Origin of the sequence: Psychrobacillus sp. INOP01 (assembly GCF_018140925.1) — a bacterium.
GTDB lineage: Bacteria > Bacillota > Bacilli > Bacillales_A > Planococcaceae > Psychrobacillus.
In genome coordinates, this window is the sequence record NZ_CP073315.1 from 667,205 (window position 1) to 693,686 (window position 26,482).

The following is a 26,482-nucleotide window of genomic DNA, read 5'->3' on the forward strand; positions in this document are numbered from 1 at the left end:
TGTGGAATTCCGTTGCAGTCGGACGCTTTCCGCGGGCGAGGCCGAGCCTCCTCGGTCGCTATGCTCCCTGTGGGGTCTCGACTTTCTCGCTTATCCCGCTGGAGTCGCCGACTTCCACTACAATTAATTAAATGAGTAGAAATCTAAAATATAAAAAACTCGTTAATCTTCCACTATTCTTATCTTTCCAGTAACTGATACGTTACCATAGCTTTTCCGACTAATAGTTTGTCATTAAAGATTTCTATATCCATCTTCGCTACTTTTCTGCTCAATTCTAACACTCTGGCTTGAATGCGTAGGATACTTTCTAGCTGAATTGGCTTCGTATAGTAAATGGTCAAATTCTCCACGACACTTTCTCCACGTTTACGAATTTTCAAAGTTTGTGCCCCGGTTTCGGTTACTAATATCGTAAAAGCACCATTGGACATAGCGCCATAATGATCTGTCATTTGTGGTGTAACAACAAATTCAAATATAAAATCTTCTGTAGAAATGATTTTTATTTGTTGCTTTACAATGTCGTCTATCGTTTCACCATTTTGTGGTTGTCTAGCAGCAGCTTGTAGTGCCTTTAATACATCTTGTCTACTAATGACGCCCTCTAAATAATTTGTATCGCGGACCACTGGCAACAAGTCTACACCCTCCCAGATCATTCGATGGCTCGCAGAAGATACACTTGTTTTCATCGTGACAGAAATCGGATTCTTAGTCATAACTTTTTCAATTGGTTCATTATTCGATTTACCGATGACATCTCTCGCAGTAATAATTCCTACTAGTTTCTTCGATGCATCTACTACTGGGAAAACACCATGCGTCGTAACATCATTCAGTACTCGGTACTGTTTGACTTTATCTGTAGAGTACAAATACGACGTCTCTTGGAGTGGAACATATATATCCTCGATTAATAACACATCTTTTTTAATAAGTTGGTCATCAATGGCACGATTAATCATCGTAGCTACGGTAAATGTATCAAAACTAGTGGATATGACAGGAAGCTCTAGCTCGTCCGATAACCTTTTTGTATTCTCTGTAACATCAAAGCCACCTGTAACCAATACTGCTGCACCTGCTTGTAACGCAGTTTCATGAACCTTTAGTCGATTTCCTGCTATTAATAGATTACTTGGTTCTACATACCGCATCATATCTTCAAGTTGCATTGCACCAATGACAAATTTGTTTAATGTTTTATGCAATCCGGTTTTTCCACCTAAAACCTGTCCATCCACAATGTTTACTACTTCTGCATAGGTTAAACGCTCGAAATGCTCTTTTTTCTTTAACTCGATGCGAATCGTCCCTACTCGTTCTATTGTACTAACTAGCCTTCTAGTTTCTGCCTCTTTAATCGCACGATAGGCTGTCCCCTCACTGACAGTCAAATCTTTTGCTATTTGTCTCACAGATATTTTATCGCCAACTGGAAGTTTTTCAATGTATGCTAAAATTTGTTCATGTTTTGTTGTCATGTAGTCACATCCAAACGATTATTATACGTTTATTGTACCACATAAGCATCATCTCCTAGTCACGAGTCAATCGAACAAACTCTCCTGCGTTCAACACCTGAACTTCTGCAGTATCCACAAGCCTTTTGAATATTTGCGGATCTTGTTTTATCGGAGGAAACGTATTAAAGTGCACAGGTACTACAATTTGAGGTTTTAATAGTTGCACTGCATACGCAGCATCCTCTGGACCCATTGTAAAATTATCTCCAATTGGAAGAAACGCAACATCAATATTATTGCGTTCCCCTATTAGTTTCATATCTCCAAACAAAGCTGTATCCCCTGCATGATAGATTGTTTTATCTTGTAAAGTAAGAAGGACTCCTGCTGGCATTCCACCGTATATAATTTCTCCATTCTCTGTTGTATAAGAATTGCTATGGAATGCTTGTGTGAATTTCACTCTCCCAAACTCAAAATCATAAGCCCCCCCTATACCCATTGCATGCACATTAATACCGAATGATTCGATATAGTTGGCAAGTTCGAAAGTCGCGATCACCGTGGCATTATTTCTTTTTGCAAGGTCAACTGTATCCCCAAAATGATCATTATGACCATGCGTCAATAAAATAACATCTACTTTCTCTTCGCATGCGTTTAAATCGGTTTGTCCATTTCCTGTAATAAAAGGATCAATTATGATCGTGTGTGTATTTGTTTTTATTTTCACAACTGAATGTCCGTGATAGCTAATTTGCATAATGTATTCTCTCCTTTGGATAATTTTTTTAAAGTATTACTCCTTATTATTCATTCAACGGAGATGCCAGATATCCTTTATTCTGATATGCTTATAGTATTAAATTTAAAAAGAGGTGCCCTTATGAATCAAACAGAAAAAATACAATCGTATCTACAAACTCATCAAATTGATGCAGCATTTATCACTACTCCGGACAATGTTTTTTACTTTACAGGATTTAGAAGTAACCCACATGAACGTCTATTAGGTGTAGTAATTTTGAAGGAAGCTTCCCCATTTATCATTTGTCCTAAAATGGAAATTCCAGATGCAAAAGCAGCAGGATGGGACGGGGAAATAATCGGACATCAGGATACTGAAAATGCATGGGATATCCTCGTACAAAAAATCACAGCAACAGCAGGTAATATCCAAAGCCTTGCCATTGAGAAATCACATATGACAGTGGAAAGGTTAGAGGCACTCGAAGAACGAATAGCTACACTTCAAGTATCTAGAATCGACGAAAAAATTAATGACCTTCGTGTTATTAAGTCAGAAGAAGAATTAGTTAACATGCGCAAGGCAGCAGAGCTTGCAGACTATGCAATTGAAGTAGGGTGCAAGGAAATTGCAGAAGGTAAAACTGAGCTTGAAATATTGAATGCTATTGAATTAGCTGTAAAGGAAAAAGGAGCTGCGCAGATGTCATTCGACACAATGGTGCTAAGTGGGCCTAAAACAGCTTCTCCTCACGGAACTCCTGGAGACCGTAAAATACAAAAAGGTGACTTTGTACTTTTTGACTTAGGCGTAGTTTACAAAGGCTATTGCTCAGACATTACTCGTACAGTAGCATTCGGTGAACCTACTCCAGACAAACGTGAAATATATGAAACGGTTCGCCGAGCAGAAGAGGCAGCGGTTGAAGCAGTAAAACCTGGCATTACTGCAATGGAACTTGATAAAATTGCGAGAGATGTTATTACAGAAGCTGGTTACGGTGAGTATTTTACACATCGTTTAGGACATGGACTTGGAATTTCAGTTCATGAATTCCCATCGATTACTGGTGTAAACGATATGAAACTTGAAACAGGCATGGTATTTACAATCGAGCCAGGTATTTATCACCCGGATATTACTGGTGTTCGTATAGAAGATGATGTAGTTGTAACAGAAAATGGAGTAGAAGTTTTAACAAAGTTCCCAAAAGAATTACAAATTTTATAATAGATTTTGGAAAGCACTGTGAATCATCTGCAGTGCTTTTTTAGTTTTCAAATACCTTTACAAGTGGCCACATACGTACTTCGATCTTTTTCGAGTAATGTAAGATTGGTTTATCATTTTCTATAGAAAACCCCAGACTAGAGAGCATTGTGTTCACTTTTATTTCAGACTCTGCATTTTGCAGCAGCCATGGATGATGCAAAATGTCACAACGCAAAGGAATACCTCTCCCATTTAACGTATAAAGACAATATCGTTCGACCAACCATTCATCAAATGATCCCTGTTTAGCAAAATATGGCTCTGAGACTGGACGATAATCAGCTATGAACTGTGCATCCCCACTCTTCCTTCTACTCTCATATCCAATCACATCGCCATGTTTTTCGACTTTCATTTGCGCATGGATATATGGTAAGTGATAAAATGTTCTAGCTACTTTTACAGCAAGAAGATTCTTTGCATCTAGACTAAAAAAGTATACTCCTGGTTTTCCATCAATCGTTACATATGTCCGAACATTCAGCTCTGGAAATTTATCGGTTCCTGGAACAGGAGGTAATCCACGCAATCGAATACTTGTCATGTGAAACGGTACTACACCGATCCAACACATGCCATCATAAGTATCTAGAGGAAATACTTCAGGAACTAGTTTACGTAAGACATCGAATCTAACCGGAAAATGAGCAAAAAGCAAATCATTCCAAGTTTGCTTCATTACCCATGGCAGGTTAGGTAGTGGCCAAAGTCTGTGACCAGCATCCCAGTTCATTTCTTTAGATTGATAGTAATCTGTCATATTTCTCTAGCTCCTTTTCCCAATATATTAATACATACTCATATATGCCTATTGTGCCCCCGATACCTTTATTAGAATATCAAGTATCCAACATAAGCAAAAACAAATCCGCCCAAATAAGTAGCAAGGAAATACATCAGCCATGATTTAGGATACTTTTGTAAAGAATATAATTCTTTATTAAATGTAGAAAAGGTTGTAATGGAACCTAGGAGCCCTGTTCCAATTAAAACCATGTAAATTTCTCCTGCCTGACCACCGACCAACATACCAAGTAAAAAGGCTCCAACAAGGTTCACTAAAAGGGTTCCATATGGAAATGCACCACTTGTGCTTTTGTTCAGCTTTTTGGAAATAATATATCGAATATTTGCACCTATAAATCCTGCAATACCTACTAAGATGATACTCATTTAGTCACCTCATTTTTCCAGCCAACATTACTCATAATTATTCCACCTACAACGCTAAGCGTAATATAAATTATTGCAAGAACAATTTGTCCATTCTCTATCATCGTTATCGTTTCCACACTAAATGCGGAAAAGGTTGTAAAAGATCCTAAAAAACCTGTTCCAATAGCAGTCTTCAATTTATAAGAAAAGGGTAGTGATCTCGAGGTTATAAAAGCCAATGCATAGCATCCAACCAAATTGACCAATAAAGTAGCGAATGGAAACCCTGATTCAGGTATCATAAAAACACCTATCAAATATCTTGCAATTGCCCCTAAAGAACCTGCGAATCCTATGTACATATACACCATGAAGATCACCCCATTAACTAGAAATCACTCAAAGCATTATTGCCTCGAGTGATTGATATAAAAATATTAATTTAAAAGCGAAGTTACATCCACATAAGGTAGGTCCTGTGCTTCTGCAACTGCTTTAAAGGTAACATGTCCAGCTAAAGTATTCAGCCCCTTTTGAAGAGAAAGATTATCTAGACATGCTTGTCTATAGCCTTTGTTGGCAATTTGTAGCGCATACGGTATTGTCGCATTTATTAGCGCCATTGTAGAAGTTCTTGGTACAGCTCCAGGCATATTGGCAACAGCGTAATGTACTACTCCATGCTTTTCATACGTCGGGTTATCATGTGTTGTAATGCGATCAGAAGTTTCGAAAATCCCACCTTGGTCGATTGCAATATCAATAACAACAGAACCAGGAGACATCGTTTTAATCATTTCCTCTGTTACTAGTTTCGGAGCTTTTGCACCAGGTATTAAAACACATCCAATAACTAAATCCGCTTCTTTAACTGCTTCTGCAATATTATACGGACTAGAAATCAATGTTTGGATGCTTGAGCCAAAGATATCCTCTAATTGGCGAAGACGATCTGGGTTTAAATCGATGATCGTAACTTGTGCTCCCATTCCAATTGCAACACGAGCGGCATTAGCACCAGCGATTCCACCGCCTATGATTGCTACTTTCGCACGTGGAACTCCAGGAACTCCTCCAAGTAATATTCCTTTACCCCCGTTAATTTGTTCTAAATACTGCGCACCAATTTGAGTTGCCATACGACCGGCAACTTCACTCATCGGAGACAATAACGGTAATGTATTATTAGGCAATTGAACTGTTTCATAAGCAATTGCTGTAACTTTTTTATCTAATAATACTTTTGTTAAATCTGCTTCAGGTGCTAAATGTAAATACGTGAAAAGAATCGACTCTTTGCGAATTAAGTCATATTCCGCATGAGTAGGTTCCTTTACTTTCATTACCATTTCTTGATTCCATGCTTCTTCTGCTGTTGGTACAATTTTTGCTCCTGCAACAATATAGTCTTCATCAGTAAAGCTTGATCCAAGTCCAGCTCCAGTTTCAATAAAAACTTCATGTTTATAATGCGTTAAACTTACTACCCCAGCCGGTGTCATTGCAACGCGATTTTCATTGTTTTTTGTTTCTTTTGGAATCCCAATACGCATATTTCGCATCCTCCTATGTAAAACCATGTTGTTGTGAAAATGACACATTATTTTCCTGCATCATTTCATACAAATCCATTTTATCATTTATATATTTAAAATACTGCAACAATTTATTTTTCTGTTACAAGCGTTCACAAATATGACGAAATAAAAATGAATAAAAAGAAGGAATATGTCTAACAATCTCGAATAATATATATATAACCAACAAGGAGGTTTTTATAATGACATTAAAATATAATCAAATTTTAGTTGCTGTCGATGGTTCAAAAGAAGCTGAATATGCATTTAAAAAATCAGCTTCTATTGCTGCACGTAACAACGCAACATTAAATCTTATCAACATTATCGATACTCGTTCATTTGCAGCAATTGAGGCTTATGACCGTTCTATCGCTGAAAGAGCTCAAACTTTTGCAGAAGATCTACTAGGTGGATATAAAAAAGAAGCACTTGCTGCTGGAGTAAAAAATGTCAATGTCATAGTAGACTACGGTTCACCAAAAACAATGATTTCTAAGGACATTGCTAAAAAAGTAGAAGCAGATCTAATCATCTGTGGTGCTACTGGTCTAAATGCAATGGAAAGATTCTTAATCGGTAGCGTATCCGAATATATCGTACGTTCTGCTTCCTGTGATGTTCTTGTAGTTCGTACTGACGAAATACTAGATGTATAATATCATAGAATAATTTAAATGGTTGGCCGTGATTCTTCTCTCACGTCCAACCATTTTTTCGGTTATTAGATAGAATTGCCTAGTTTCTCATATTCTAGTCAAGTGCTACAATATTAACTATTCCTAAGACCTTAATCCACTTAAAGATCATTATTCTTTTTGGTTTTTGAAAAGTTAAAAATCCCCATTACCAAACAGAACATACTTAAACTCCATGCCACTCCAGCAAACCCTATTCGAAGTGATATCTCTTCCGATGCCATTAGATGATTAATATCAAAGAATATAACTTTAAACAAAAAATATGCTGCACCTGAAAATAATCCAAAATGTAACAATACCCAAATGTAGCCAGTACTAGTATTTCTATTTTTTACCCAGAAGAGAAATGTAATTAAAACGGCTATCCCCATAATAATAGTGTAACCGACGATTAGCATTCCTTTTACTTCTTGTTCTAGTGGCATTAGAAAACCTCCTTAGATAATCTGCCAAAGCACTCAAACTTTCTAAATCTTACTTTTTAAGTATCTGAGGGTGTTTCATATTCCCTAAATTTACCTTCTAACTCTCTATTCTATAATTTCTTCCAAAACTCCTGCCTCTACTTTAAACGAAAAGGGCATAGAGTATTTTCTCTATGCCCTCTTTTATATGTCACTTTAAATATTTGTTCAGTTACATTTAAACAGGAACAAGTATATGGATGTTATTCCCAATAATTTCTCATTAAATCAGATGCCCATATAGGCTGCTTTATTTCACCTTTTGGTAAAAATTCATTCATAATAGGCTTTATATCTAAAATCGGCGTACCATCAATTGCATCTAATCCTTTGACGAATAAAGAGTTACCGTCTTTACTAATTAGTTCAACCGCTGTTACTCCAATCCTATTCGGTCGATTTTTTCCCCTTTGAGCAAAAATACCAACCTTCGGATAATCTTTGTTGTTTCTAGGATGTCTCGACGTATATTGAATATCGTTTTCTTGAACTAAGTGAAATAGATATATTATCTCCAAGTGACTAAAAGACGTAATTTCATCCAGACAGCTAATGTCCCAATTCTTATCCAACTTTATTTCTGAAACAACTTCTCCCCAGTAATCATCCTTTGGTGTTTTACGCTCATTAAAAGTTACTCCTATTGATTCTAAAGTAAACATATACCATAATCCCCCAATCCTTATATAGGATTACAATAACAGAACTTCATAAATCTAGGGATTACAGATTATTTATAAAGAGTAATATGAATTCCTTATTGTAAATCTACATTAAGGAATTGGCCCTCAAAGGTTCGCTATTCTCACCGTATCTCTAGCAATCATAATCTCTTCATTCGTTGGTATAACGATTACTTTCACAGGAGAATGAGGATAATTGATGAATGTTTCTTTTCCGTTTATTTTGTTTAAGTCTGGATCCATATAAACGCCCATGAACTGAAGTCCCTTTAACACTTTTTCACGTATTACTTCACTATTCTCTCCGATTCCCGCTGTGAAAATAATGGCATCTACACCATTCATACGTGCCGCATAGGAGCCGATGTATTTATGAATTCGATTGGCGAATACATCTAGTGCCAGCTGCGCACGCTCATTTCCTTTGGCAGCTTCCCCAACGATATCTCGTAAATCACTGGAAAAACCAGAAACTCCGAGCATCCCCGACTTCTTATTTAAAATATCTAAAACACCTTCAGCATTTTTACCTGTTTTCTCCATCAAATATGGGATTAAAGCAGGATCAATATTACCCGATCTTGTTCCCATTGTCACACCTGCAAGTGGTGTAAATCCCATAGATGTATCGATTGATTTACCATGATGAATAGCTGCAATACTTGCTCCATTGCCTAGGTGACAGGATATAAATCGAGTTGTTTCCAGTGGTCTATTTAATAGGAATGCAGCTCTCTGAGATACGTACTTATGTGAAGTTCCGTGAAAACCATATTTTCTAATACCGTATTTTTCATAGTAGTCGTAAGGAATTGAGTATAGATAAGAACTTTCTGGCATCGTTTGATGGAATGCAGTATCAAAAACAGCTACTGCTGGGACATTTGGAAGCTCCTTTTTAAATACATTTATACCAGTAACGTTTGCTGGATTATGAAGTGGTGCTAACTCCGATAATTTTTCTAAAGTATCTAATACTTCGGTTGTTATTAAAACGGAGTCGCTGTAAACCTCACCACCATGAACAACACGATGCCCAATACCTTCGATTTCATCTAACGAATCGATCACATTTTTTTCAATCAGCATATTCATCAATAGTTTTACCGCTTGTTCGTGATTGTCCACCTGTTCAATTATATTAATACGTTCTTCATTTGTCGTCATCGTAAAAATAGGATTACCTAGACCAATTCTTTCTATTAATCCCTTTGCAATTACCTGTTCGTCTACCATTTCAAAAACCTGGAATTTTAATGAAGAGCTTCCCGCATTTACTGCTAATATTATTGGCATAAAAAACGCTCCTTCGTTGAACTAGTACTTTAATTGTACCGTTCAAGGAAGGAGCTAGCAACTTACTTCATATTCTCTTCTTGCCAAATTTCGATCTTTTTCAAAAATAGTTCCATGGCTTCTTTGTTCATCATGTTTGGAACCTTCGCTAATAGAACCTCTCTCGGCGCTTTCAAATCATCACTTTTCTTTTGTAATATCAAAAGGCTTTTCTCTTGTCCCTTTGTTTTAAAAATAGAATTTGGAAACTGAATGACTGCTTGAATCCAACCATTTTCCTTGATGAATTCATGAAGTTTCGGTGCCTGTTTCGATTCAAATATAGTATCTGGCACTAAAAAGAATAGATAGCCGCCCGGTTTTACATGCTTCATCGATTGCTCGATAAATAAATGATGAGCATAGGACATTTCCTCCAAACTATGCAGGAAGTAATCCTGTGCTGTTTCTGTATCCGGATAATATCCAACAGGTAAGTCGCTTACGACAATATCCACAGGGTCGATTAGAAGCGGCTTTAAAGCATCCTGTCTAAATAATTGGATGTCATGCGTAAGAAGTTCACCAGTTTGTGCAGCCAGCTGGATTAACAGTTCATCAATTTCTACACCAAATGCATAGTTTTCTGTCGGTAATGCATTCATAATTGTATACAACAAATTTCCTGTTCCAAGTGCTGGGTCCAAAATCGACAGTTCTTTTTTATTTTTTGTCATTTCTTTTACAAAATAACTTACCAATAGTCCGATAGCGTCTGGGGTCATCTGATGATTAACCTGTGCAGACTTCTTCATGCCTTTTAAAATAGCTAATTGAATGGCTTTGCGAATTTGTTCTTTATCTGCATTTAGAATAGATGGTCTCTTTTTATCAGATAGCCAAAGTTCTAGAGCATATACGACGCCTTCTAAATACGTAGCAGAAGCCTCATTTTCGATAAAACCGCTCTCTTGATCAATATACTTAAAAATTTGTTCAACATGTGTGTGCATAGTATCCCTCATAGTAAAACCCACTCCTTCTTCAGAGTGGGCTTGCATTATTTTAGTTAATTAGTTTGTTAATGCTTTTACCGCTTCTAATGCTTTTTCATAATTTGGATGATCCGTTCCTTCTCCAACATACTCAGCATAAGTTACAACATCGTTTTTATCTACTACAAATACAGAACGAGCTAATAAGCGTAATTCTTGCATAAGTACTCCGTAAGCTTCTCCGAATGAAGCATCACGGTGGTCAGATAAAGTTTGAATTGCATCAGCAGCATTAGCACCACACCAACGTTTTTGCGCGAAAGGTAAATCCATTGAAACAGTTAAAATTGCTACATCGTCACCTAAACTAGCAGCCTCTGAGTTAAATTTGTTAGTTTGTGTAGAACAAACTCCAGTATCTAGGGAAGGAACTACACTGATTAAACGAATTTTACCAGTTGAATCTTGTAGGGTTACGGGTGATAAATCATTTGCTAGCACTGAAAAGTCCGGTGCCTTTTCTCCAACTACCACTTCTTTACCAACTAATGTTACAGGATTATTTTTGAATGTTACTTGTGCCATAAAATGTAGCCTCCTTTTTCATACCTTCATCTTACTAGAATACGTTCGGCTCATGCAACTCTTTTGCAATAGCATTTTCATATGTGACTTTCTCTTTTAAATCATATACCGATTCATGAACGACTAATGTATCAGCTATAAAATCATGTACACCTTGTTTTTTAGGTGTGAAAGCTACGACTAGATAGGGAATATTCAACGGAATAACAGATATTAATCGGCCAATCCATTCTCTAAATATAACAGTACCCCATTTTAGTTTTTCACCTTCTTTCGATATTACACGAATGCCAAATATCATCTTTCCAACAGTTTGGCTACATAGCTTAGTCATCAACACAAAATACGCATAGAAGATAACTGCTGTAATAACAGTAAATGGCGCATACCATTCAGGATTATTTAACTCGAATGAAAACAAACGAAATATAGGTTTGATCAATAACATACCAATAGAAGCTAAAACGAGAAGATCTACTGTATATGCCCAAAAACGAATCCAAAAGCCCGCAGCCTTCTGTCCATATTGTGCAGTTCGATGAACAATTACTTGCTGGGTTGCAGAGGTGTTCGCTTGCACATTTTGGTCTTCTGGTTGTACAAATTCACTCATCTTAAACCCTCCTTATTCATTCCCGTATAAATACATCATTTTTGGCGAGCTATTTTCCGTGATTAACTGTGCAATGAGTTTGGATTCCATATCTAAACCTAAGAAAGATTGGGCTTTCACAGCAAATAATGAAGCAAAGCTTTGTGAGTAACCATATTCAAATACTTCTGCTTTCTCTAAGTTATAGTCTGTTTTTATAGCTTGAACTGCATCCTCTAAAAATCCATAATTATCAGCTAATCCAGCTTCGATTGCTTGACGACCATTTAAAATTCGTCCGTCAGCAACTTTCTTAACTTCCGCTTCCGTCATATTTCTACCTTTTTCTATAATATCAACGAAGTCCTCATAAGAGTCGTTTAGCATTTCTTGAAGCATAGCTCTTTCTGCCTCTGTCATTTCTCTTGTAGGACTCATAATATCTTTGTATGGTCCTGATTTAATCGTTACAAATTCGACACCGTATTTTTCTGCTAATTTACCATAGTTAACACTTTGCATGATGACACCAATGGACCCTGTCATCGTCTCTTTATTAACAAATATTTTATCAGCAGGTGCGGATATATAGTAACCACCAGATGCTGCCATACTTCCCATAGAAACATATATTGGTTTTTCAGTTTCTTCTTGAAGTTCTATGATTTCTTTATAAATTTGCGCTGATTCGACAACACCACCACCAGGTGAATTTACTTGTAATACAATTGCTTTTACCGTGTCATCCACTTTCGCTTGCTCTAATTGCTGTAGGAAAAATTGATGGTTATACCCTTCAGCTGCAAAAAGTGAGGTTGCACTACCCGTATCTTGAATGACCCCATCCACCGTAAGTAATGCGATTCGTTCGTTCATACTACCTTCTTCTAAAACCGTTTCAAAAAAATCTTGGCTAGAAGCAGATGCAAATTCATCTAAATACGATGTCCAATCTGTTGTAAACGCAGTGGAGACGGTATTGACGAAAATCGAAATAAGCAATAATAATGATGCTCCTAAAATAGCAAACCAGCGTTTCATATTCATATGTACAATTCCTCCTTTAATACTTCTCTTTACATACGTAAAAAATATCTAAATGTTTCACGAAATGGTAAAATAAATATATACAATAGTAAAGGAGAATGTTTATGGCCTCCAAAAACGCAATATATTTATATACTAAGAATGACACAAAATCTTTGCAAAGAAAAGACAGAATCGCAGAAGCAATACATAGTCATGGTTTTACGGTAGTTGAAGACTCACAGCATGCTTCAATAATTGTAAGCATCGGCACGGACGGTTCTTTTTTACAAGCAGTCCGTAAAACTGGATTTAGACAGGATTGTTTGTATGCCGGTATTTCTACAACAGATACCCTCAGCATGTACTGTGATTTTTTAGCAGATGATATAGAAGCTATGGCTGAAGCAGTTCTTACGAAGAACATTCAAGTTCGCAAATACCCATTGCTAGAAATTTCGGTAAATAATCACCCTAAATTTTTATGTTTAAATGAGTTTACGATTCGATCGAACATTATTAAAGCATTTGTTTTAGATATAATTATTGATCAGAAGCACTTTGAGTCCTTTAGAGGTGATGGAATGGTAATTTCCACTCCAACAGGTAGCTCGGGTTATAATAAATCATTAAACGGTGCGGTGGTTGACCCTCTACTGCCCTGTATTCAAGTTGCAGAAATAGCTTCAGTTAATAGTAATGAATATAGAACTCTCGGTTCATCCTTTATATTAAGTGGTCAGAGAACACTAGAACTTCGCTTACATAAGGACTGGAATGATTATCCTTCAATGAGCACGGACAACGAAGCACTTAGTATTCAGCATGTAGAAAATGTATCTATCTGTTTAAGTGATAAAATCATCAAGACTGTTAAAATGAAGAATAATAGTTATTGGGAAAAAGTGAAAAGATCGTTTTTATAATTTAAAACAGATAGCTTCGTTTTGTAACGGAGCTATCTGTTTTTTCAATAAACAAGAAATTATATAATTTTTACTCTATATCTGTCCAACTTCAGAACCAACAGCTCTACCACATCAGACTTATTGTAGGACCGCAAGATGCGAATCAATCAATCGTTATGACAAGATGTTGTGAAGTTAGACTGACTTCCCCTCTGCAAATTGCGCATCTTACTTCAGGTCTTCCATCGCTTTTCTTACTTCCATTATTTTAGAGATTGTAAACAAAATCAACGCAAGCCAAATACATGAAAAAGATAGAAACTCTATTTTGCTAAACGCCTCATCATATAACAATACCCCAACTAGTAGCATAATCGTAGGTGCTATGTACTGAAAAAATCCTGACATATATAGCGGCATTGATTTTGTTCCCTTAGCAAATAATATTAATGGTACAGCAGTAGCAACACCTGTGAATATAAGTAGGATAACTGTAGGCGCATTTGATGTAAAAAATACCGCTTTATCTGATATTACTAGATAGACAAAATAGACTAGCGCAACAGGAAAAACAAAAAAAGTTTCAATTGTTAATCCTCGAAGGGCATCAATTTTGATACTTTTCTTTATCAGACCATATAAGGCAAATGTAATAGCAAGCGTAAACGCTATCCAAGGAACTTCACCATAAGAAACAGTTAAAATAATTACACCAACAGCAGCAAGCAGCACAGAAAGCTGTTGCGCTCTAGATAATCTTTCTTTTAAAAATACAATTCCTAGTAATATGGAAAGTAATGGATTTATGTAATATCCTAAGCTTGTCTGTACGATAAAACCAGCATTCACTGCATATATGTATGTAAACCAATTTCCTGTTATTAGATAAGAAGCTACAAAAAGGCCCCAGAAAGATTTTTGGTTTGCCCATAAGTCCTTCAGATCTACTTTCAGCTGTTTAAAATTTCTTCCCACTATTACTAACATCAGTGTAAATATAAATGACCAAATTACTCTACCTGAGAGTATTTCATCACTTGAAACATGCTCTAATAGCTTCCAATATATTGGCATAAAACCCCATAAAACATATGCCAGTACTACAAATATGATTCCTTGTTTTTCTTCCGTTTTCAATTAGAACACCTCTTTACTTTGTGACTCGAAATATTAAACTATTATATTGCTTTAAATCGTTAAAGTAAATAAGAAAACACGGAGAGATAATTTCTCTTCGTGTTTTCTTATTAGGTTTTAACTCATAAACTTACTTTTTACTTTGTTCTTTCTGCCGTAAATCTAATCTTCTAATTTTCCCAGATGTTGTTTTTGGTAATTCCTCGATAAATTCGATTTCCCTTGGATATTTATAAGGAGCGGTTATTTGTTTCACATGATTTTGTAATTCTTTTATTAACTCCTCAGAACCTACTATAGATGCATCACGTAATACAACAAATGCTTTAACAATACTTCCTCTTTCCGGGTGTGGTGTTCCGACTACAGCGCATTCTTGCACTGCTGGATGTTTCGTCAATGCATCTTCTACTTCAAATGGTCCAATTGTGTATCCTGAACTGATAATAATATCGTCTCGACGGCCTTCAAACCAGAAGTAACCATCCTCATCCTTTTTCGCCCGGTCACCTGTAATATAGTAATCTCCTCTAAATTGCATAGAGGTTCTTTCAGGATCTTTTAAGTATTCTTTAAATAATGCTGGCGTTTCTAGATGAACAGCTATATCTCCAACTTCTCCAGAGGCACAAATTTGACCTAAGTCATTGATAATATCAACTGTATTTCCTGGCGTTGGTTTGCCCATTGAACCAGGTCTTGCCTCCATGCCCTTCATCGTTCCTACAAGTAACGTATTTTCAGTTTGGCCATAGCCATCTCGGACCTCTAAAGCAAATACTTTATCGAAAGTTTCAATTACCTCTCGATTCAACGGTTCCCCTGCAGAAACAGCACTATGAAGTGAAGTAAGATTATACTCGTTTAAATTATCTACTTTAGCCATAATTCGATACTCGGTAGGCGTACAACAAAGAACATTAACTTTCTTCTCTTGTATAATTTTAAGGTATGTTTTAGGTTCAAACTTCCCGTTATAAACATAGCCGATTGCACCACTACCTAACGTAGCTAAGAAAGGACTCCAAATCCATTTTTGCCAGCCTGGACTTGCTGTTGCCCACACAACATCTCCCTCTTGAATTGCCAACCAGTTTGGTCCAGAGGTGCGTAAATGCGCAAAAGCCCAGCCATGTGTATGGACAACACCTTTAGGATTTCCAGTCGTACCACTTGTGTAGGAAAGGAATGCCATGTCATCCTTTAATGTATCAATTGTTTGAAATTCATCTGATTCAGCTTGTATCTCTTCCGTCAACGAAATCCAATTATCTTTCTTATTGCCGATTACAAATAATAGTTGATCATCTAAGTTGCGTACTTCTTCAAATTGATCAAGGAATGGTTCATATGCAATAATTGCCTTTGCTTCACTATGTGTCAATCGATATTCTATATCCTTTGCACGAAGCATTTCAGAACTTGGTATTACAACTAGACCAGCCTTTAGCGCAGCTATATATATTTCATAAGCTTCTATCAAACGAGGTACCATTATTAATACAACGTCACCTTTTTGGAGGCCTTTACGGGTGAACAGGTTGGCAATTTTATTAGCTTTCTGTATTAAATTTTTGTATGTACTTTTTTTCTGCTGTCCATCATCAGATTCCCATATTAGCGCTAATTTTTTTTCATCTACAGCATACTTTTCAAATTCTGTTACGAGGTTATAATGTTCTGGGGCTATTAAATCTTGTTTATTCATTTTGACTTCCTCCTTTTCACTCTTTTAATTATAGAGGAAATCTACAAGTTTTAGTAAACAAAAGTTTTAACTTTCAGATATTTCTCTACTTTAGTTTTACGGGAGGGAATTATATTCAAAAATGGTTTAATAATACAGATGAATTTGATGTTGTGATGCATGCGAGATCATTTCTCCCTTTTAGTGACCAATCATCCTAAAAACAAATTCTATATTTCAAACTTATCACTCATAAAATCCCTCTCCGATTGTAAGTTACTTTATAGTTACTTTATCTCCCTAAGACTACGGAATTCTGTCTCTAGGTTACGTGTTACTTTCGGATGTATGTATGCTCCACATTATAAAAAAAACCGGTAGCCTAAGCTACCGGTTTTTGTGTTCACTTATTTTTGAAATCCGTTCATTTGTTGTTGGGCTTGGGCAACTAATCGCTTTGTAATTTCTCCGCCTACGGATCCGTTGGCACGCGATGATGCTTCACCACCAAGTTGTACTCCAAACTCTTGAGCGATCTCATATTTCATTTGATCTAGTGCTTGTCTTACACCTGGTACTAGAAGTTGGTTTGAGCTATTATTGTTTGGCATGTTCCTCACCTCCTTGTGAAATTAGATTGTTCATTTTCATCTAATTCATACACAGAGAAGAAAAGGTATTTTTTGTCAGTTGTTAAAGCAGATTCGAAAAATCATTCGACTTTTTCATTGGGAACGAAAGAACTTCTCTATTTTGCACAGCTTCTGTTATTAATTCTTCAAAATCTTTAAAGCTCTCGTAGTATTCCACTTTTTCAAGCTTCGGTTTAGTCTTTGGACAGGATGGTGTAAAGATAGTACAACAGTCTTCGTAAGGCAATATGGAAGTTTCGTACGTTCCAATTTCCCGGGCAATATCAATAATATCTAACTTATCCATTGAGATTAGTGGTCTGAAGATTGGTGTAGATGTAACAGCATTAATCGCAGTTAAACTTTCCAACGTCTGACTTGCAACTTGACCTAAGCTCTCGCCAGTCACAATTCCTAAAGCTCCTATTTCCTCACGAACGAGATCTGCAATTTTCATCATTAAGCGTCTAGTAGTAGTCATTGATACGTTTTCAGGTATTTGAGCTTGTATACTTTGTTGAATATCTGTAAAAGGTATAACATGCAGTCTTACAGTTGCCCCAAAGTGGCTTAACTGATTTGCAAGATCCATCACTTTTTCTTTCGACCGTTCACTTGTAAAAGGTGGACTATGAAAATGAATTGCATCGAGGCGAACACCACGTTTTAAAAGCATATATCCAGCAACAGGGCTGTCAATTCCACCTGATAACATCAATAAGGAACGACCATTTGAACCAAGAGGCATTCCACCTGCACCAGGAATTACTTGCGCCATCATATATACAGCATCATTTAACACTTCAATTCGCAAATCTATTTCTGGCTTTTTCATTTGAACTTTTAAAGTCGTAAATTGTCTTAATACATTGCTCGCTACCACGCTTTGCAGCTCATATGTATCAAGCGGGAAAAACTTATCTGAACGTTTTACGGTAACACGAAATGTTTTATCTTGGCTTTCTAAGCTGTCCATTATTTTGAGTGCTGTTGCTTGAATATCATCTAAATCTTTTGAACAGGAAGCTACTGGACTAAATGATTGAATACCAAATATTTTAGGCAATCGTTCTATTAACGCATGAATTTCCGAATCATCGGATGATGTTAAAAACATGCGATCTCTTTCAGCCTGAATCTTAATATTAGGCAAATCCACAAAAGAAAACCTTATATTATTGCGTAAATGTGATATAAATTGCTTTCTATTTTTTCCTTTGGTGGATAATTCACCATAACGTACTAATATTTTTTCCCATTTCATGCTTTTTTAATCTCCTTTAATTACATTCATTACATGCTTGAATACAATTTTAAATTGGTCTATTTCTTGTTGGGTATTAATAGTGCTGAGACTTATACGCAATACACCTTTTATATAGTCGTCTGAAATGTGCATAGCTTTAAGCACATGACTTGTTTTCGTTTGTCTTGAAGAGCATGCACTACTAGTGGAAACAATGACATCATGTTGCTGTAACGCATTGATCAGTACCTCTCCTTTAATTTTTTTCACCGAAAATGAAATTATATGTGGTGCTTTCTTAGCCGGAGTTATCACTTTAATAAAAGGGAAATAATGTAAATATTCCATTAAATCATCTGACATGCTTTGTAATTTCGCAGCTTTACTATCCAGATCTTCCATAGCAAGTCTCATTGCTTTCGCTGTAGAGACCGCTAAAGGCACAGAAGTTGTACCACTGCGAATACCTGATTCCTGTCCACCACCGTATAATATCGGTTCAATTTCGATGAATTTTTTTAAAGCAAGTAATCCTGAACCCTTTAATCCATGTATTTTATGAGAAGAGATGGTTATAGCATCAACATTAAGATGCATAAAATTAACCGGTATTTTCCCAAAACTTTGAACTGCATCCATATGAATAAGTGCTCTGCTTTGTTCTCTTACAATTTTAGAAAGTTCTTCGATTGGTTGAATTGCCCCTGTTTCATTATTCACATGCATGACACTTACCAATACAGTATCATCTCGGAGGTGTTTTCTAACTGACTCCAACAAAATGATTCCTTCTGTGTCTACGGGGATCCATTCAACCTCAAATCCTTGCTCTTTCAATTTTTTGGCTGCCTCTATAATAGAAGGATGCTCAATTTCAGAGATTAGTACATGCTTCCCTCGATGCTTATATTTATGAGCAAGACCAAATATCGCTAGGTTATTTGACTCTGTTCCACCTGATGTAAAATATATTTTTTCACACGAAGTTTTCAGTATGTCTGCAATTTGTTCTCTAGCAGATTGTAACAATTCATTTGTCTGATGTCCAAACGTATGAATGGAAGCTGGATTTGCCCAAAACTTTTCGTTTACGGAAACAAATGTACTCAGTACCTCTGGATGTACCTTTGTCGTCGCACTATTATCAAAATAGATCATTTATAAGAACACTCCTTTTCGGAAAAAAACCACCGTCACATAGTGAGGTGGTTCACGTTTGTATACAAAATTTGATTTTCAAACATCTACAATTTCATACTGTTTTTAAATCGTATGATTATGTACGCAAAGCTTCTTCTTTCACTAATGCATCAATTTTCTTTAAAGCACCCGGCTCTACCTCTTCCACCGCTGTCGCTGCATCCTCTAAAGCCTTAGAATAACGTAATTGTCTAAATGCTTCTTCTGCTTCTAATAGTCTTGCGTGGACTTGCGGATGACTTGCACGGTAGCGGTTACCATACTGAATAATTTTTTCTGTTAGCAACACATTTTCTAGCATTTCTTTCGCTCTGTTATGTACTTCCTCCATACATGCCTCTGCTTTTTCCAAATAATTATCTACTAACGACATATTTAGAGGCACTTCCTGAAGGCTTTGCATTGCTACATAAATATGCTCTTCTGCTTCTTCTAAACGAACGTCCATATCCTCTGGAATTCCAGGTATATTGGCTTTTTGTAGCATTCGGTCAGTATCATGTAACATACCTTTCAGCTCATCTAGTTTTTCACGTGCACTATTCTCATCAATACGAAGGTTTTTCAAGCGATTTGCAAATCGGTCCTGTTCTTCGTATAGTCGATCAATTTCTTCAGCAATTTCATTTAACTCTTCTTGTAGGCTTGAGTATGCAGATTGTTCTTCCTCTACCCGGCTAGAAAGCAACTCATACTTTTTCTCTAATTCTTCTAGCTCTTTTAAGCAGCTTTGTGGAATTTCCGCCTCTTTTTCGGGTAGACGATAGCTTTGCTGTACATAAGCAGCTTCTTCACTAACAGCACGTGTAACAGATGTAACTTCCCTTAAACGTGTACCGGTTTGTTCTTTGTATTGATCTACATATTTTTTTGCAAGTACTTCTTTTTCCAACAAATCATAGAAAGTGTCTAATTCATCTTTTAATTCTTCTACTCTACTAATTGTTTTACCGACATTCAGTTCAATTATTGCTTGTTTTAGCTCTACAAGTTCCGCCTCTATTGAATCTAATTTTTTATTCATTTCAAGGTGTTGCAAGTAATAAGAACTCTCTTCCATTTCCTTTTGTCCATTACGTAATTCATGAATAATGGCTGGAATTTTATGTTGAATTTCGGATAACACTGCAGGAATATCATGTAATTTAGGGAAGAATTTTTGACCTTCACCTTGAACTGTAATAACAAGTTCTCGAGCACTTAAATAATTTCCTGTATCCGTTAGTCGATCAAATTCCTCAAACTGCGGAATGAAGGATTCTAGCTTTTGCTCCAGCGCATTCACTGCTGCCCCAAAGGAATGCTGATGAGCAAGAAGTGTTTTTCTAGCTGTACGATACTGCTCTTTAAGTTGCTCCATCTCGATACGATTTTTTTCTTCACTACCGATTAGATCTTCGAGTTCGTTCAAAATTTCGGACATTTTTTTATCACAAAGGGATATTAAAATTTGAATTTCTTTTTCAATTTTCGTCGCTTTTGGAAAGATAAATCTATCTATACTTTCTTCCGCATCAAATAAAAGAACGTCGATTTTTGGCATATGGACATCCATTACCTCAGTCCATGCATTTCTCCATCTTTCAAACATTTCCTCTGTTTGACCATTCATATTCAGTTGTTTCACTTTTGTCATTTCTTCTAAAATTGGTTTGTTTTGAATTTGATGTTTCTCATGTTCTAGTCTTTCTATTTCCGCGTTATGTTTTCGTCTTATGATAAATGCAAAAATTGCAATTACTAAAAGTATAATGACTGCTGGGATGATATACTTCATCGTAAGCCCCCTGTTCCAAATTCAAAAAGTTCTATTTCCAATGTTACTCTATATCTTACCATGCTTTTTATGTTATTGTTTCATAAAACAAGAGAAAAACAATTAATTCGTAAAAAATCTTATATTTCTATAATTTGGAGGCTGATTTCTTTTGAAAAAGGATGGTCATATCCACACACCCTATTGTCCACATGGGACAGAAGATTCTTTTCATATGTATATTGAACAAGCGATTCAAAGTGACTTTGGGGAAATTACCTTTACGGAGCATGCACCCTTACCTTTTGGTTTTTTAGACCCAACACCAAATAAAGACAGTGGGATGAGCATGAACCAATTAGAATCTTATATTTACGAGTTACAAAAGTTGAAAAAAGAATATAACCAAGATATTGTTATTTCTACAGGCTTAGAAATTGATTTTATAACCGGGTTTGAACAAAATACTACTTCTTTCTTAAATACATATGGAAAATACTTAGATGACTCTATTTTATCAGTTCATTTTCTAAAATACGAAGATGATTATACTTGCATTGACTTCTCTAAATCTACATTTTTAGAATTCATCGATCGACTTGGAAACCCAATGTCTGTGTATAAATTGTATTATAAAACACTGATGGATTCAATAACGAGTAATCTTGGAAATTATAAACCGAAGCGAATTGGTCATATAACCTTAGTACACAAATTCCAGCACGCCTTTACCGAAGTAGTCCAAGACGATGAAGATATAGTAGCTATTTTGAATGAAATCAAACATCAGAAGCTAGAACTTGATGTAAATAGCGCTGGTTTAGCTAAGCCTTATTGTTTAGAAACTTATCCTCCGCTTCCTTATATAAAGCTAGCAAAGGAACTCAAGATTCCTCTTGTATTTGGATCGGATGCACATCAAGCAAAAGATCTACATCAATTTTACAATGAAATAAATATCTTACTTTAGAATGGAGACAATAAATATGTTCACAAAATCAGCATACTCAGAAGACTTAGCAGCTAATTACAATATGCTTTCCAAACAACTAGACGCTCTATTAACTGGAGAGACAAATGCAATTGCAAATTTAAGTAATGCTTCTGCATTATTAAATCAATTTTTTGACCAGATTAATTGGGTTGGATTTTATTTAATGGAAGATGGAGAGCTAGTATTGGGTCCATTCCAAGGATTACCGGCATGTGTAAGAATCCCGCTAAGTAGAGGGGTATGCGGAGCAGCCGCTGCAAAACAAGAAACAGTTATTGTCCCTGATGTACACGCCTATCCGGGTCACATTGCATGTGACGCTGCTTCACAATCTGAAATTGTAGTTCCTATCGTTAAAAGTGGCGAACTTGTAGGGGTCCTAGATATCGATAGTCCTATAAAAGATCGATTTTCAGAGCAGGATGCAGAAGGTTTGGAACAATTTATCCAAATATTGATCAAGCATATTTAATAAATCTAGAATATTTGATCATAAAAAGGACCACTTAAAGGTCCTTTTTTTGTTCTTGATTAGCTACATATCCGTAAGTGTAATAATCTACTACTCTTGTTGTGCTATCACACATTTTATATAACTAATGTTATAACAATCATTACTACAAAAGCCAACGTGAAGAAAATACTAAAAATAAAACTGTTCTAAATATATTTCCCCACTCCCCCGCGTTAGTCATCCATACAAGACACCGCACCACAGAGAATGATAATGATTTGGAGAGTCAATACAAGTACTCCACCGAAATCCATAGACTTATTAATGTACACTCTCCTCTTTTTTACCACTAAAAAACTGGGTTTCTTTTCTTGAAGAAGTTATTTTACATTTTAGGAAGAATTGTAGTTAATTCAATTAAGTCATCTATTACCAGATCAGCCTGAGCGAGTTCATCTTCTTGCGCAAAATCAAAATTACACCCAATTGCAATTAAACCATTATCTTTAGCCGCATTTATATCTGATAGACGGTCTCCGACTACCGCTGCTTTTTTTATATCATATTTTCTTATAATAGTCTTAACTAAATCCGCTTTATCCAGCGTCTGTATTTGTTGAATACTAAATGTTTCAGTAACCCAATTTTCTAAATGATAATAACTCACAATTGCGTTTAAGTATTCCGTTAAACCATTACTCGCTATGTAAATTGAACAATTATTCTCTTTTAAATAACTGAAAACTTCCTTTACATTAGGATATAAAGCACCTTTCCCGCTTTTTATATTTTCAACTAATCTTTCCAGAAAATAAGCATCAGTTAGTTCTCTTTCTTCATTGGAGTGATTAGGTAACAAAGTTTCCCATACTTTTGATAAAGGTACACCCATAATTTCTCGGTATTTATCAATAGGGGTTGCTGTATCCCATTTATTTAGTGACCGTAAATGGTTAAAAGTATCATCAAGTGATAATTCTAAAATTTTATCTGTTTGAAATAGAGTTCCATCCATATCAAAAATCAGTGATTGTAACATTGCTTTCTTCCCCTTTTTACCATTGTTATATTTCTTTTTAAGTTCAACAACATTCTATTTTTAAATTTATTGATTCCTAAAGTCATAGGTGGCATTTATGCCCTTTGCCCACCCTTAAGGACAAGACTTCACACTATTTTTAATCTCTTTACTCGGATAAACATCAGCAAACCACCGCAACACGCTATTGTGATGATTGATGATCTGCTCTGCAGTTAGTTCATTGGAATCCCATGTGCTATGCGTGTCTGAAACTAACGTTACCTTATATCCCATACTAAAAGCTCTTCTACATGTTGTGTCAACGCACACTTCTGTTTGAATGCCTACAATAATCAAATGTTCAATCCCTTGTTTTTTCAGTTCCTCATCTAGAGAGGTATTAAAAAATGAATCAGGGGTTGTTTTTTGAATGACAGTATCTTCATTATTTGGAGAAATACTAGAATGAATTTCCCAACCACTTGTTCCACGTTCTAGTGGTTTACCAACGGACTCATTATGCTGCACATAAAAAATCGCTATCTCCATAGACCGAGCTCGGATTAATAAATCATTTATATTTTGTAATAGCCTATCTCCTTTGAATACTTCATCTCCTTCTTGGAACATTCCATTTTGAACATCAATTACTAATAGTGCTTCCTTTGTCAAAATACTCTCCCCTTTTGTTCTCTTTTACAAAAACCATTTCAATAATACATCTTATTTGTTTATTTAAAATACTATAATTGAAACTCTTTTTTTATTATTTGGGCGACTTCTTCTGCACTAAAATAAGTGTTATCTATTCTTAAATAATTTTCCTTGTCAATTTCACCTTTCTTAGAATTCAACCTGCTACTTTCTAGAGTACTTAGTAAATGTTGTTCAGATTGCTCTATGTTTCTTTTAGTCGGTTTATGTTCAAGTCTATGCGGTGTCTTATTTCGTATTAACCTTTCCTCAACGTTAGCTTCTAATTCTACAAAAAAAATATCTGCCCCCTGAGAAGCCATGATTTGACACATATTGTCTATATCATCCCAATCTTCTTTCCGATCAAAATACCATACCTTAGTAAAAATCATCCCATTATTAATACTTTTCGAAAATGAATTAAATATTTCCTGCCGAAATAGATGTGTTAACCTCCACATTTCCGGACTAAATCCGAACAGTGGCTCTAGCAGATCAATTGTCATATGGTTATGAAATAACTTTAAGCCAGTTACCTTTGCTAGCTCCTGGCCGACAGTCATTTTTCCAACTGCTTGTGGTCCAAATATAAAAACAAATTTTTTCATATTACCTTCCTCCTTGGAAAAGATCAGCCTATTATAAATTTATTTATAGAATACTACTTCTCGATTTCAATATGTTCTACAAAAAAGCGTTAATCCTTCTTGGATCAACGCACACACTTACTAAGCGATATTTTTAAGCCAAGTAATAATTCGAAGAACCTGAAAAGGTTCATACCAAGTAACTAAAAATAGAATTATAAAAAAAGAAGCAATTGATATAAACTTTAAACTTCCTTTTTCCTTTTTAGAGATAGCTATATAACTAAGCACACAACCTATCAATAAAGAAATAGCTCCTATAATTAGGATAGGTTCAGAAAAATCCTCGATTATCCAGTTCAATGCAATGAAAAAAAGTCCTAAAATGATAAATACCATTGAAAGTATACTGAATGGTTTCATAATACACCCCTGTTTCTATATATGACTCTATGTATTATCATAAAAAGTCACACTGCTGATTATTTCTGATATCACATAAACTATATATAAGTCTCCTTCTTTCGCATTATTCAGTAGCTTGTTAGAAGTACTTTTCCCTTATTCTCTTTAGAAGACTCAACATCATCAATAGCCGCTTGTATATTCAGCAAGTCATATTTAGAATCTACCCTCATCAAGCCTAATTTTTGCTCATCTATTAACCTTATCAAGCTTCTAAACGTTTCCTGCCATTTATCTACCGTTACAATTTTATTCCAATTTCGCAAATGAAATATATTAGCATTAACCTTTGCATTATTTACAATGTCTGCCCAGTTAACTTGTATCCCTGATAAAAGGCCGATGGTTATAAAATTGCCATTAGGGTGCACACAAAAAGCAAGTTCGTTTCCAGATAAACCTCCAATAGAGTCAACAGCAGCATCTGCACCAACTCCATTTGTTAATTCCATAACTGTTTCATAGAGAGGGACCTTAGAAGTATCTATTACATAAGACGCACCAAGACGAAGTAAATCTTCTGTATATTTATTGTTTCTAGTTACTGCAATTAATCGAAAACCTATTATCCTCGATAATTGAGCAAAAACCTGCCCAATAGAAGAACCACACGCATTAACTAACAAAATGTCATTCGGTCTTAAGTTTAAAATTTCCGTACAAGTCACCCATGCTGTAATTGGATTGATATACATTTGTGATGCCGTAAAGTCATCAATAGAGTCGGGTATAGGAACGGCCAGTTCTGCTGAGGTCTTAACAAGTTCTTGCCAAGTACCTTCCCCGCGTAAGGGTAAAACACGTTTCCCAATAAGACTTTTAGAAACTAAAGGACCAACTTCCTCTACTATCCCTACACCTTCATAACCTGGAGTATTCGGTAAAGAAATCCGATGGGAATAAGCCCCTCTTATTGAGATTAAGTCTGAAGGGTTTATAGGTCGCGCTAACACTCGAACAATTACTTCATTTTCTTTAGGCCGTTCAATTCTTTTATCCTCAACTTTCAAAACATTTTTAGGACTACCGAATTCATAGAACTTAATACATTTCGCATACAAAATTTTATAGTCTCCTTAACATAAATCCAGATTTACATAATTATATTTTCTTTAATACGAGTACCAAAACCACTTGTCTACATTCCTATATCATAT

At 35.7% G+C, this 26,482-nt stretch carries 29 protein-coding genes; 5 read left to right on the forward strand and 24 right to left on the reverse strand.

Annotation, left to right across the window (positions count from 1 at the left end):
- Nucleotides 1–179: 179 nt before the first annotated feature.
- Nucleotides 180–1,487 (reverse strand): DRTGG domain-containing protein, encoded by a 1,308-nt coding sequence (locus KD050_RS03365; RefSeq protein WP_211894851.1) that lies wholly within the window; start codon nt 1,485–1,487, stop codon nt 180–182.
- A gap of 55 nt (nt 1,488–1,542) precedes the next feature.
- Entirely contained in the window at nt 1,543–2,232 is a 690-nt protein-coding gene (locus KD050_RS03370) for a metal-dependent hydrolase (RefSeq protein ID WP_211894852.1), read from the reverse strand.
- A 123-nt stretch (nt 2,233–2,355) separates the two neighbouring features.
- Between KD050_RS03370 and KD050_RS03375 the strand changes: the two genes are divergently transcribed.
- Complete coding sequence (locus KD050_RS03375) at nt 2,356–3,447, forward strand: M24 family metallopeptidase (RefSeq protein ID WP_211894853.1); 1,092 nt, start codon at nt 2,356–2,358, stop codon at nt 3,445–3,447.
- A gap of 40 nt (nt 3,448–3,487) precedes the next feature.
- On the opposite strand, the gene KD050_RS03380 is transcribed toward KD050_RS03375, so the two are convergent.
- The 4 genes from KD050_RS03380 to ald form a co-directional block, all read right to left on the reverse strand.
- Nucleotides 3,488–4,249: a YqjF family protein gene (locus KD050_RS03380; protein WP_211894854.1), complete on the reverse strand. Its 762-nt coding sequence runs from the start codon at nt 4,247–4,249 to the stop codon at nt 3,488–3,490.
- Nucleotides 4,250–4,320: 71 nt separating this feature from the next.
- Nucleotides 4,321–4,662 (reverse strand): fluoride efflux transporter FluC, encoded by a 342-nt coding sequence (locus KD050_RS03385; RefSeq protein ID WP_211894855.1) that lies wholly within the window; start codon nt 4,660–4,662, stop codon nt 4,321–4,323.
- Nucleotides 4,659–5,015, reverse strand: a complete 357-nt coding sequence (gene crcB / locus KD050_RS03390; RefSeq protein WP_211894856.1) for a fluoride efflux transporter CrcB — start codon at nt 5,013–5,015, stop codon at nt 4,659–4,661. Before crcB ends, KD050_RS03385 begins: the two co-directional genes overlap by 4 nt.
- A gap of 66 nt (nt 5,016–5,081) precedes the next feature.
- The gene (ald, locus tag KD050_RS03395) at nt 5,082–6,197 is read right to left on the reverse strand and encodes an alanine dehydrogenase (RefSeq protein WP_211894857.1); all 1,116 of its coding nucleotides are present in this window, start codon (nt 6,195–6,197) and stop codon (nt 5,082–5,084) included.
- A gap of 227 nt (nt 6,198–6,424) precedes the next feature.
- Here ald and KD050_RS03400 point away from each other — a divergent pair, with 227 nt between their 5' ends.
- Nucleotides 6,425–6,880, forward strand: a complete 456-nt coding sequence (locus KD050_RS03400) for a universal stress protein (protein WP_211894858.1) — start codon at nt 6,425–6,427, stop codon at nt 6,878–6,880.
- 140 nt (nt 6,881–7,020) lie between these two features.
- Here KD050_RS03400 and KD050_RS03405 read toward each other — a convergent pair whose 3' ends face one another.
- From KD050_RS03405 to sppA, 7 genes are all read right to left on the reverse strand, one after another.
- Nucleotides 7,021–7,347: a hypothetical protein gene (locus KD050_RS03405; RefSeq protein WP_235753910.1), complete on the reverse strand. Its 327-nt coding sequence runs from the start codon at nt 7,345–7,347 to the stop codon at nt 7,021–7,023.
- Nucleotides 7,348–7,589: 242 nt separating this feature from the next.
- Complete coding sequence (locus tag KD050_RS03410) at nt 7,590–8,048, reverse strand: SAM-dependent methyltransferase (protein WP_211894859.1); 459 nt, start codon at nt 8,046–8,048, stop codon at nt 7,590–7,592.
- Between the two features lie 126 nt (nt 8,049–8,174).
- Nucleotides 8,175–9,365 (reverse strand): acetate/propionate family kinase, encoded by a 1,191-nt coding sequence (locus KD050_RS03415; protein WP_211894860.1) that lies wholly within the window; start codon nt 9,363–9,365, stop codon nt 8,175–8,177.
- Nucleotides 9,366–9,427: 62 nt separating this feature from the next.
- The gene (locus tag KD050_RS03420; RefSeq protein ID WP_235753911.1) at nt 9,428–10,369 is read right to left on the reverse strand and encodes a class I SAM-dependent methyltransferase; all 942 of its coding nucleotides are present in this window, start codon (nt 10,367–10,369) and stop codon (nt 9,428–9,430) included.
- Nucleotides 10,370–10,417: 48 nt separating this feature from the next.
- Nucleotides 10,418–10,924, reverse strand: coding sequence for a thiol peroxidase (tpx, locus tag KD050_RS03425; RefSeq protein ID WP_211894861.1), 507 nt, complete (start codon nt 10,922–10,924; stop codon nt 10,418–10,420).
- A gap of 34 nt (nt 10,925–10,958) precedes the next feature.
- On the reverse strand, nt 10,959–11,537 hold the full coding sequence (locus KD050_RS03430) for an RDD family protein (RefSeq protein WP_211894862.1): 579 nt from the start codon (nt 11,535–11,537) through the stop codon (nt 10,959–10,961).
- A gap of 12 nt (nt 11,538–11,549) precedes the next feature.
- Nucleotides 11,550–12,563 (reverse strand): signal peptide peptidase SppA, encoded by a 1,014-nt coding sequence (sppA, locus tag KD050_RS03435; protein ID WP_211894863.1) that lies wholly within the window; start codon nt 12,561–12,563, stop codon nt 11,550–11,552.
- Between the two features lie 104 nt (nt 12,564–12,667).
- On the opposite strand from sppA, the gene KD050_RS03440 reads away from it, so the two are divergent.
- A complete protein-coding gene (locus KD050_RS03440) occupies nt 12,668–13,468 on the forward strand; it encodes an NAD kinase (RefSeq protein WP_211894864.1) in 801 nt (266 codons plus the stop codon).
- Between the two features lie 210 nt (nt 13,469–13,678).
- Here the strand turns inward: KD050_RS03440 and rarD are convergent, their stop codons facing one another.
- The 6 genes from rarD to ezrA form a co-directional block, all read right to left on the reverse strand.
- Nucleotides 13,679–14,587 carry an EamA family transporter RarD gene (gene rarD / locus KD050_RS03445; RefSeq protein ID WP_211894865.1) on the reverse strand — a complete coding sequence of 303 codons (909 nt, stop codon included), beginning with the start codon at nt 14,585–14,587 and terminating at the stop codon, nt 13,679–13,681.
- A gap of 130 nt (nt 14,588–14,717) precedes the next feature.
- Nucleotides 14,718–16,295, reverse strand: coding sequence for an acyl-CoA synthetase MbcS (mbcS, locus tag KD050_RS03450; protein ID WP_211894866.1), 1,578 nt, complete (start codon nt 16,293–16,295; stop codon nt 14,718–14,720).
- A gap of 386 nt (nt 16,296–16,681) precedes the next feature.
- Nucleotides 16,682–16,885 carry an alpha/beta-type small acid-soluble spore protein gene (locus KD050_RS03455; protein WP_211894867.1) on the reverse strand — a complete coding sequence of 68 codons (204 nt, stop codon included), beginning with the start codon at nt 16,883–16,885 and terminating at the stop codon, nt 16,682–16,684.
- A gap of 82 nt (nt 16,886–16,967) precedes the next feature.
- Nucleotides 16,968–18,170, reverse strand: coding sequence for a tRNA uracil 4-sulfurtransferase ThiI (gene thiI / locus KD050_RS03460; protein WP_211894868.1), 1,203 nt, complete (start codon nt 18,168–18,170; stop codon nt 16,968–16,970).
- 6 nt (nt 18,171–18,176) lie between these two features.
- Nucleotides 18,177–19,310: a cysteine desulfurase family protein gene (locus KD050_RS03465; protein WP_211894869.1), complete on the reverse strand. Its 1,134-nt coding sequence runs from the start codon at nt 19,308–19,310 to the stop codon at nt 18,177–18,179.
- 118 nt (nt 19,311–19,428) lie between these two features.
- The gene (gene ezrA / locus KD050_RS03470) at nt 19,429–21,129 is read right to left on the reverse strand and encodes a septation ring formation regulator EzrA (RefSeq protein WP_211894870.1); all 1,701 of its coding nucleotides are present in this window, start codon (nt 21,127–21,129) and stop codon (nt 19,429–19,431) included.
- Between the two features lie 151 nt (nt 21,130–21,280).
- On the opposite strand from ezrA, the gene hisJ reads away from it, so the two are divergent.
- Nucleotides 21,281–22,078 (forward strand): histidinol-phosphatase HisJ, encoded by a 798-nt coding sequence (gene hisJ / locus KD050_RS03475; RefSeq protein ID WP_211894871.1) that lies wholly within the window; start codon nt 21,281–21,283, stop codon nt 22,076–22,078.
- A 16-nt stretch (nt 22,079–22,094) separates the two neighbouring features.
- Entirely contained in the window at nt 22,095–22,574 is a 480-nt protein-coding gene (locus tag KD050_RS03480) for a GAF domain-containing protein (RefSeq protein WP_211894872.1), read from the forward strand.
- Between the two features lie 367 nt (nt 22,575–22,941).
- Here KD050_RS03480 and KD050_RS03485 read toward each other — a convergent pair whose 3' ends face one another.
- The 5 genes from KD050_RS03485 to KD050_RS03505 all read right to left on the reverse strand — a co-directional run bounded on the left by KD050_RS03485 (nt 22,942) and on the right by KD050_RS03505 (nt 26,389).
- The gene (locus KD050_RS03485; protein ID WP_211894873.1) at nt 22,942–23,595 is read right to left on the reverse strand and encodes an HAD hydrolase-like protein; all 654 of its coding nucleotides are present in this window, start codon (nt 23,593–23,595) and stop codon (nt 22,942–22,944) included.
- Between the two features lie 114 nt (nt 23,596–23,709).
- Nucleotides 23,710–24,249: a cysteine hydrolase family protein gene (locus KD050_RS03490; protein ID WP_211894874.1), complete on the reverse strand. Its 540-nt coding sequence runs from the start codon at nt 24,247–24,249 to the stop codon at nt 23,710–23,712.
- Nucleotides 24,250–24,320: 71 nt separating this feature from the next.
- Nucleotides 24,321–24,881 (reverse strand): AAA family ATPase, encoded by a 561-nt coding sequence (locus KD050_RS03495; RefSeq protein ID WP_211894875.1) that lies wholly within the window; start codon nt 24,879–24,881, stop codon nt 24,321–24,323.
- A gap of 120 nt (nt 24,882–25,001) precedes the next feature.
- Complete coding sequence (locus KD050_RS03500; protein WP_211894876.1) at nt 25,002–25,283, reverse strand: hypothetical protein; 282 nt, start codon at nt 25,281–25,283, stop codon at nt 25,002–25,004.
- 110 nt (nt 25,284–25,393) lie between these two features.
- Nucleotides 25,394–26,389, reverse strand: coding sequence for a zinc-dependent alcohol dehydrogenase family protein (locus KD050_RS03505; protein ID WP_370627218.1), 996 nt, complete (start codon nt 26,387–26,389; stop codon nt 25,394–25,396).
- Nucleotides 26,390–26,482 lie beyond the last annotated feature (93 nt).

Coding starts and splice junctions, on each gene's coding strand:
- KD050_RS03365 (WP_211894851.1), bottom strand. CDS start 1,487: ATGACAACAAAACATGAACAAATTTTAGCATACATTGAAAAACTTCCA.
- ald (WP_211894857.1), bottom strand. CDS start 6,197: ATGCGTATTGGGATTCCAAAAGAAACAAAAAACAATGAAAATCGCGTT.
- KD050_RS03465 (WP_211894869.1), bottom strand. CDS start 19,310: ATGATCTATTTTGATAATAGTGCGACGACAAAGGTACATCCAGAGGTA.
- KD050_RS03420 (WP_235753911.1), bottom strand. CDS start 10,369: ATGAGGGATACTATGCACACACATGTTGAACAAATTTTTAAGTATATT.
- mbcS (WP_211894866.1), bottom strand. CDS start 16,295: ATGAATAAACAAGATTTAATAGCCCCAGAACATTATAACCTCGTAACA.
- thiI (WP_211894868.1), bottom strand. CDS start 18,170: ATGAAATGGGAAAAAATATTAGTACGTTATGGTGAATTATCCACCAAA.
- KD050_RS03405 (WP_235753910.1), bottom strand. CDS start 7,347: ATGCCACTAGAACAAGAAGTAAAAGGAATGCTAATCGTCGGTTACACT.
- KD050_RS03400 (WP_211894858.1), top strand. CDS start 6,425: ATGACATTAAAATATAATCAAATTTTAGTTGCTGTCGATGGTTCAAAA.
- sppA (WP_211894863.1), bottom strand. CDS start 12,563: ATGAATATGAAACGCTGGTTTGCTATTTTAGGAGCATCATTATTATTG.
- KD050_RS03385 (WP_211894855.1), bottom strand. CDS start 4,662: ATGAGTATCATCTTAGTAGGTATTGCAGGATTTATAGGTGCAAATATT.
- KD050_RS03410 (WP_211894859.1), bottom strand. CDS start 8,048: ATGTTTACTTTAGAATCAATAGGAGTAACTTTTAATGAGCGTAAAACA.
- KD050_RS03455 (WP_211894867.1), bottom strand. CDS start 16,885: ATGCCAAACAATAATAGCTCAAACCAACTTCTAGTACCAGGTGTAAGA.
- KD050_RS03375 (WP_211894853.1), top strand. CDS start 2,356: ATGAATCAAACAGAAAAAATACAATCGTATCTACAAACTCATCAAATT.
- KD050_RS03495 (WP_211894875.1), bottom strand. CDS start 24,881: ATGAAAAAATTTGTTTTTATATTTGGACCACAAGCAGTTGGAAAAATG.
- KD050_RS03430 (WP_211894862.1), bottom strand. CDS start 11,537: ATGAGTGAATTTGTACAACCAGAAGACCAAAATGTGCAAGCGAACACC.
- KD050_RS03485 (WP_211894873.1), bottom strand. CDS start 23,595: ATGTTACAATCACTGATTTTTGATATGGATGGAACTCTATTTCAAACA.
- tpx (WP_211894861.1), bottom strand. CDS start 10,924: ATGGCACAAGTAACATTCAAAAATAATCCTGTAACATTAGTTGGTAAA.
- KD050_RS03440 (WP_211894864.1), top strand. CDS start 12,668: ATGGCCTCCAAAAACGCAATATATTTATATACTAAGAATGACACAAAA.
- KD050_RS03380 (WP_211894854.1), bottom strand. CDS start 4,249: ATGACAGATTACTATCAATCTAAAGAAATGAACTGGGATGCTGGTCAC.
- KD050_RS03480 (WP_211894872.1), top strand. CDS start 22,095: ATGTTCACAAAATCAGCATACTCAGAAGACTTAGCAGCTAATTACAAT.
- KD050_RS03415 (WP_211894860.1), bottom strand. CDS start 9,365: ATGCCAATAATATTAGCAGTAAATGCGGGAAGCTCTTCATTAAAATTC.
- ezrA (WP_211894870.1), bottom strand. CDS start 21,129: ATGAAGTATATCATCCCAGCAGTCATTATACTTTTAGTAATTGCAATT.
- KD050_RS03370 (WP_211894852.1), bottom strand. CDS start 2,232: ATGCAAATTAGCTATCACGGACATTCAGTTGTGAAAATAAAAACAAAT.
- crcB (WP_211894856.1), bottom strand. CDS start 5,015: ATGGTGTATATGTACATAGGATTCGCAGGTTCTTTAGGGGCAATTGCA.
- KD050_RS03500 (WP_211894876.1), bottom strand. CDS start 25,283: ATGAAACCATTCAGTATACTTTCAATGGTATTTATCATTTTAGGACTT.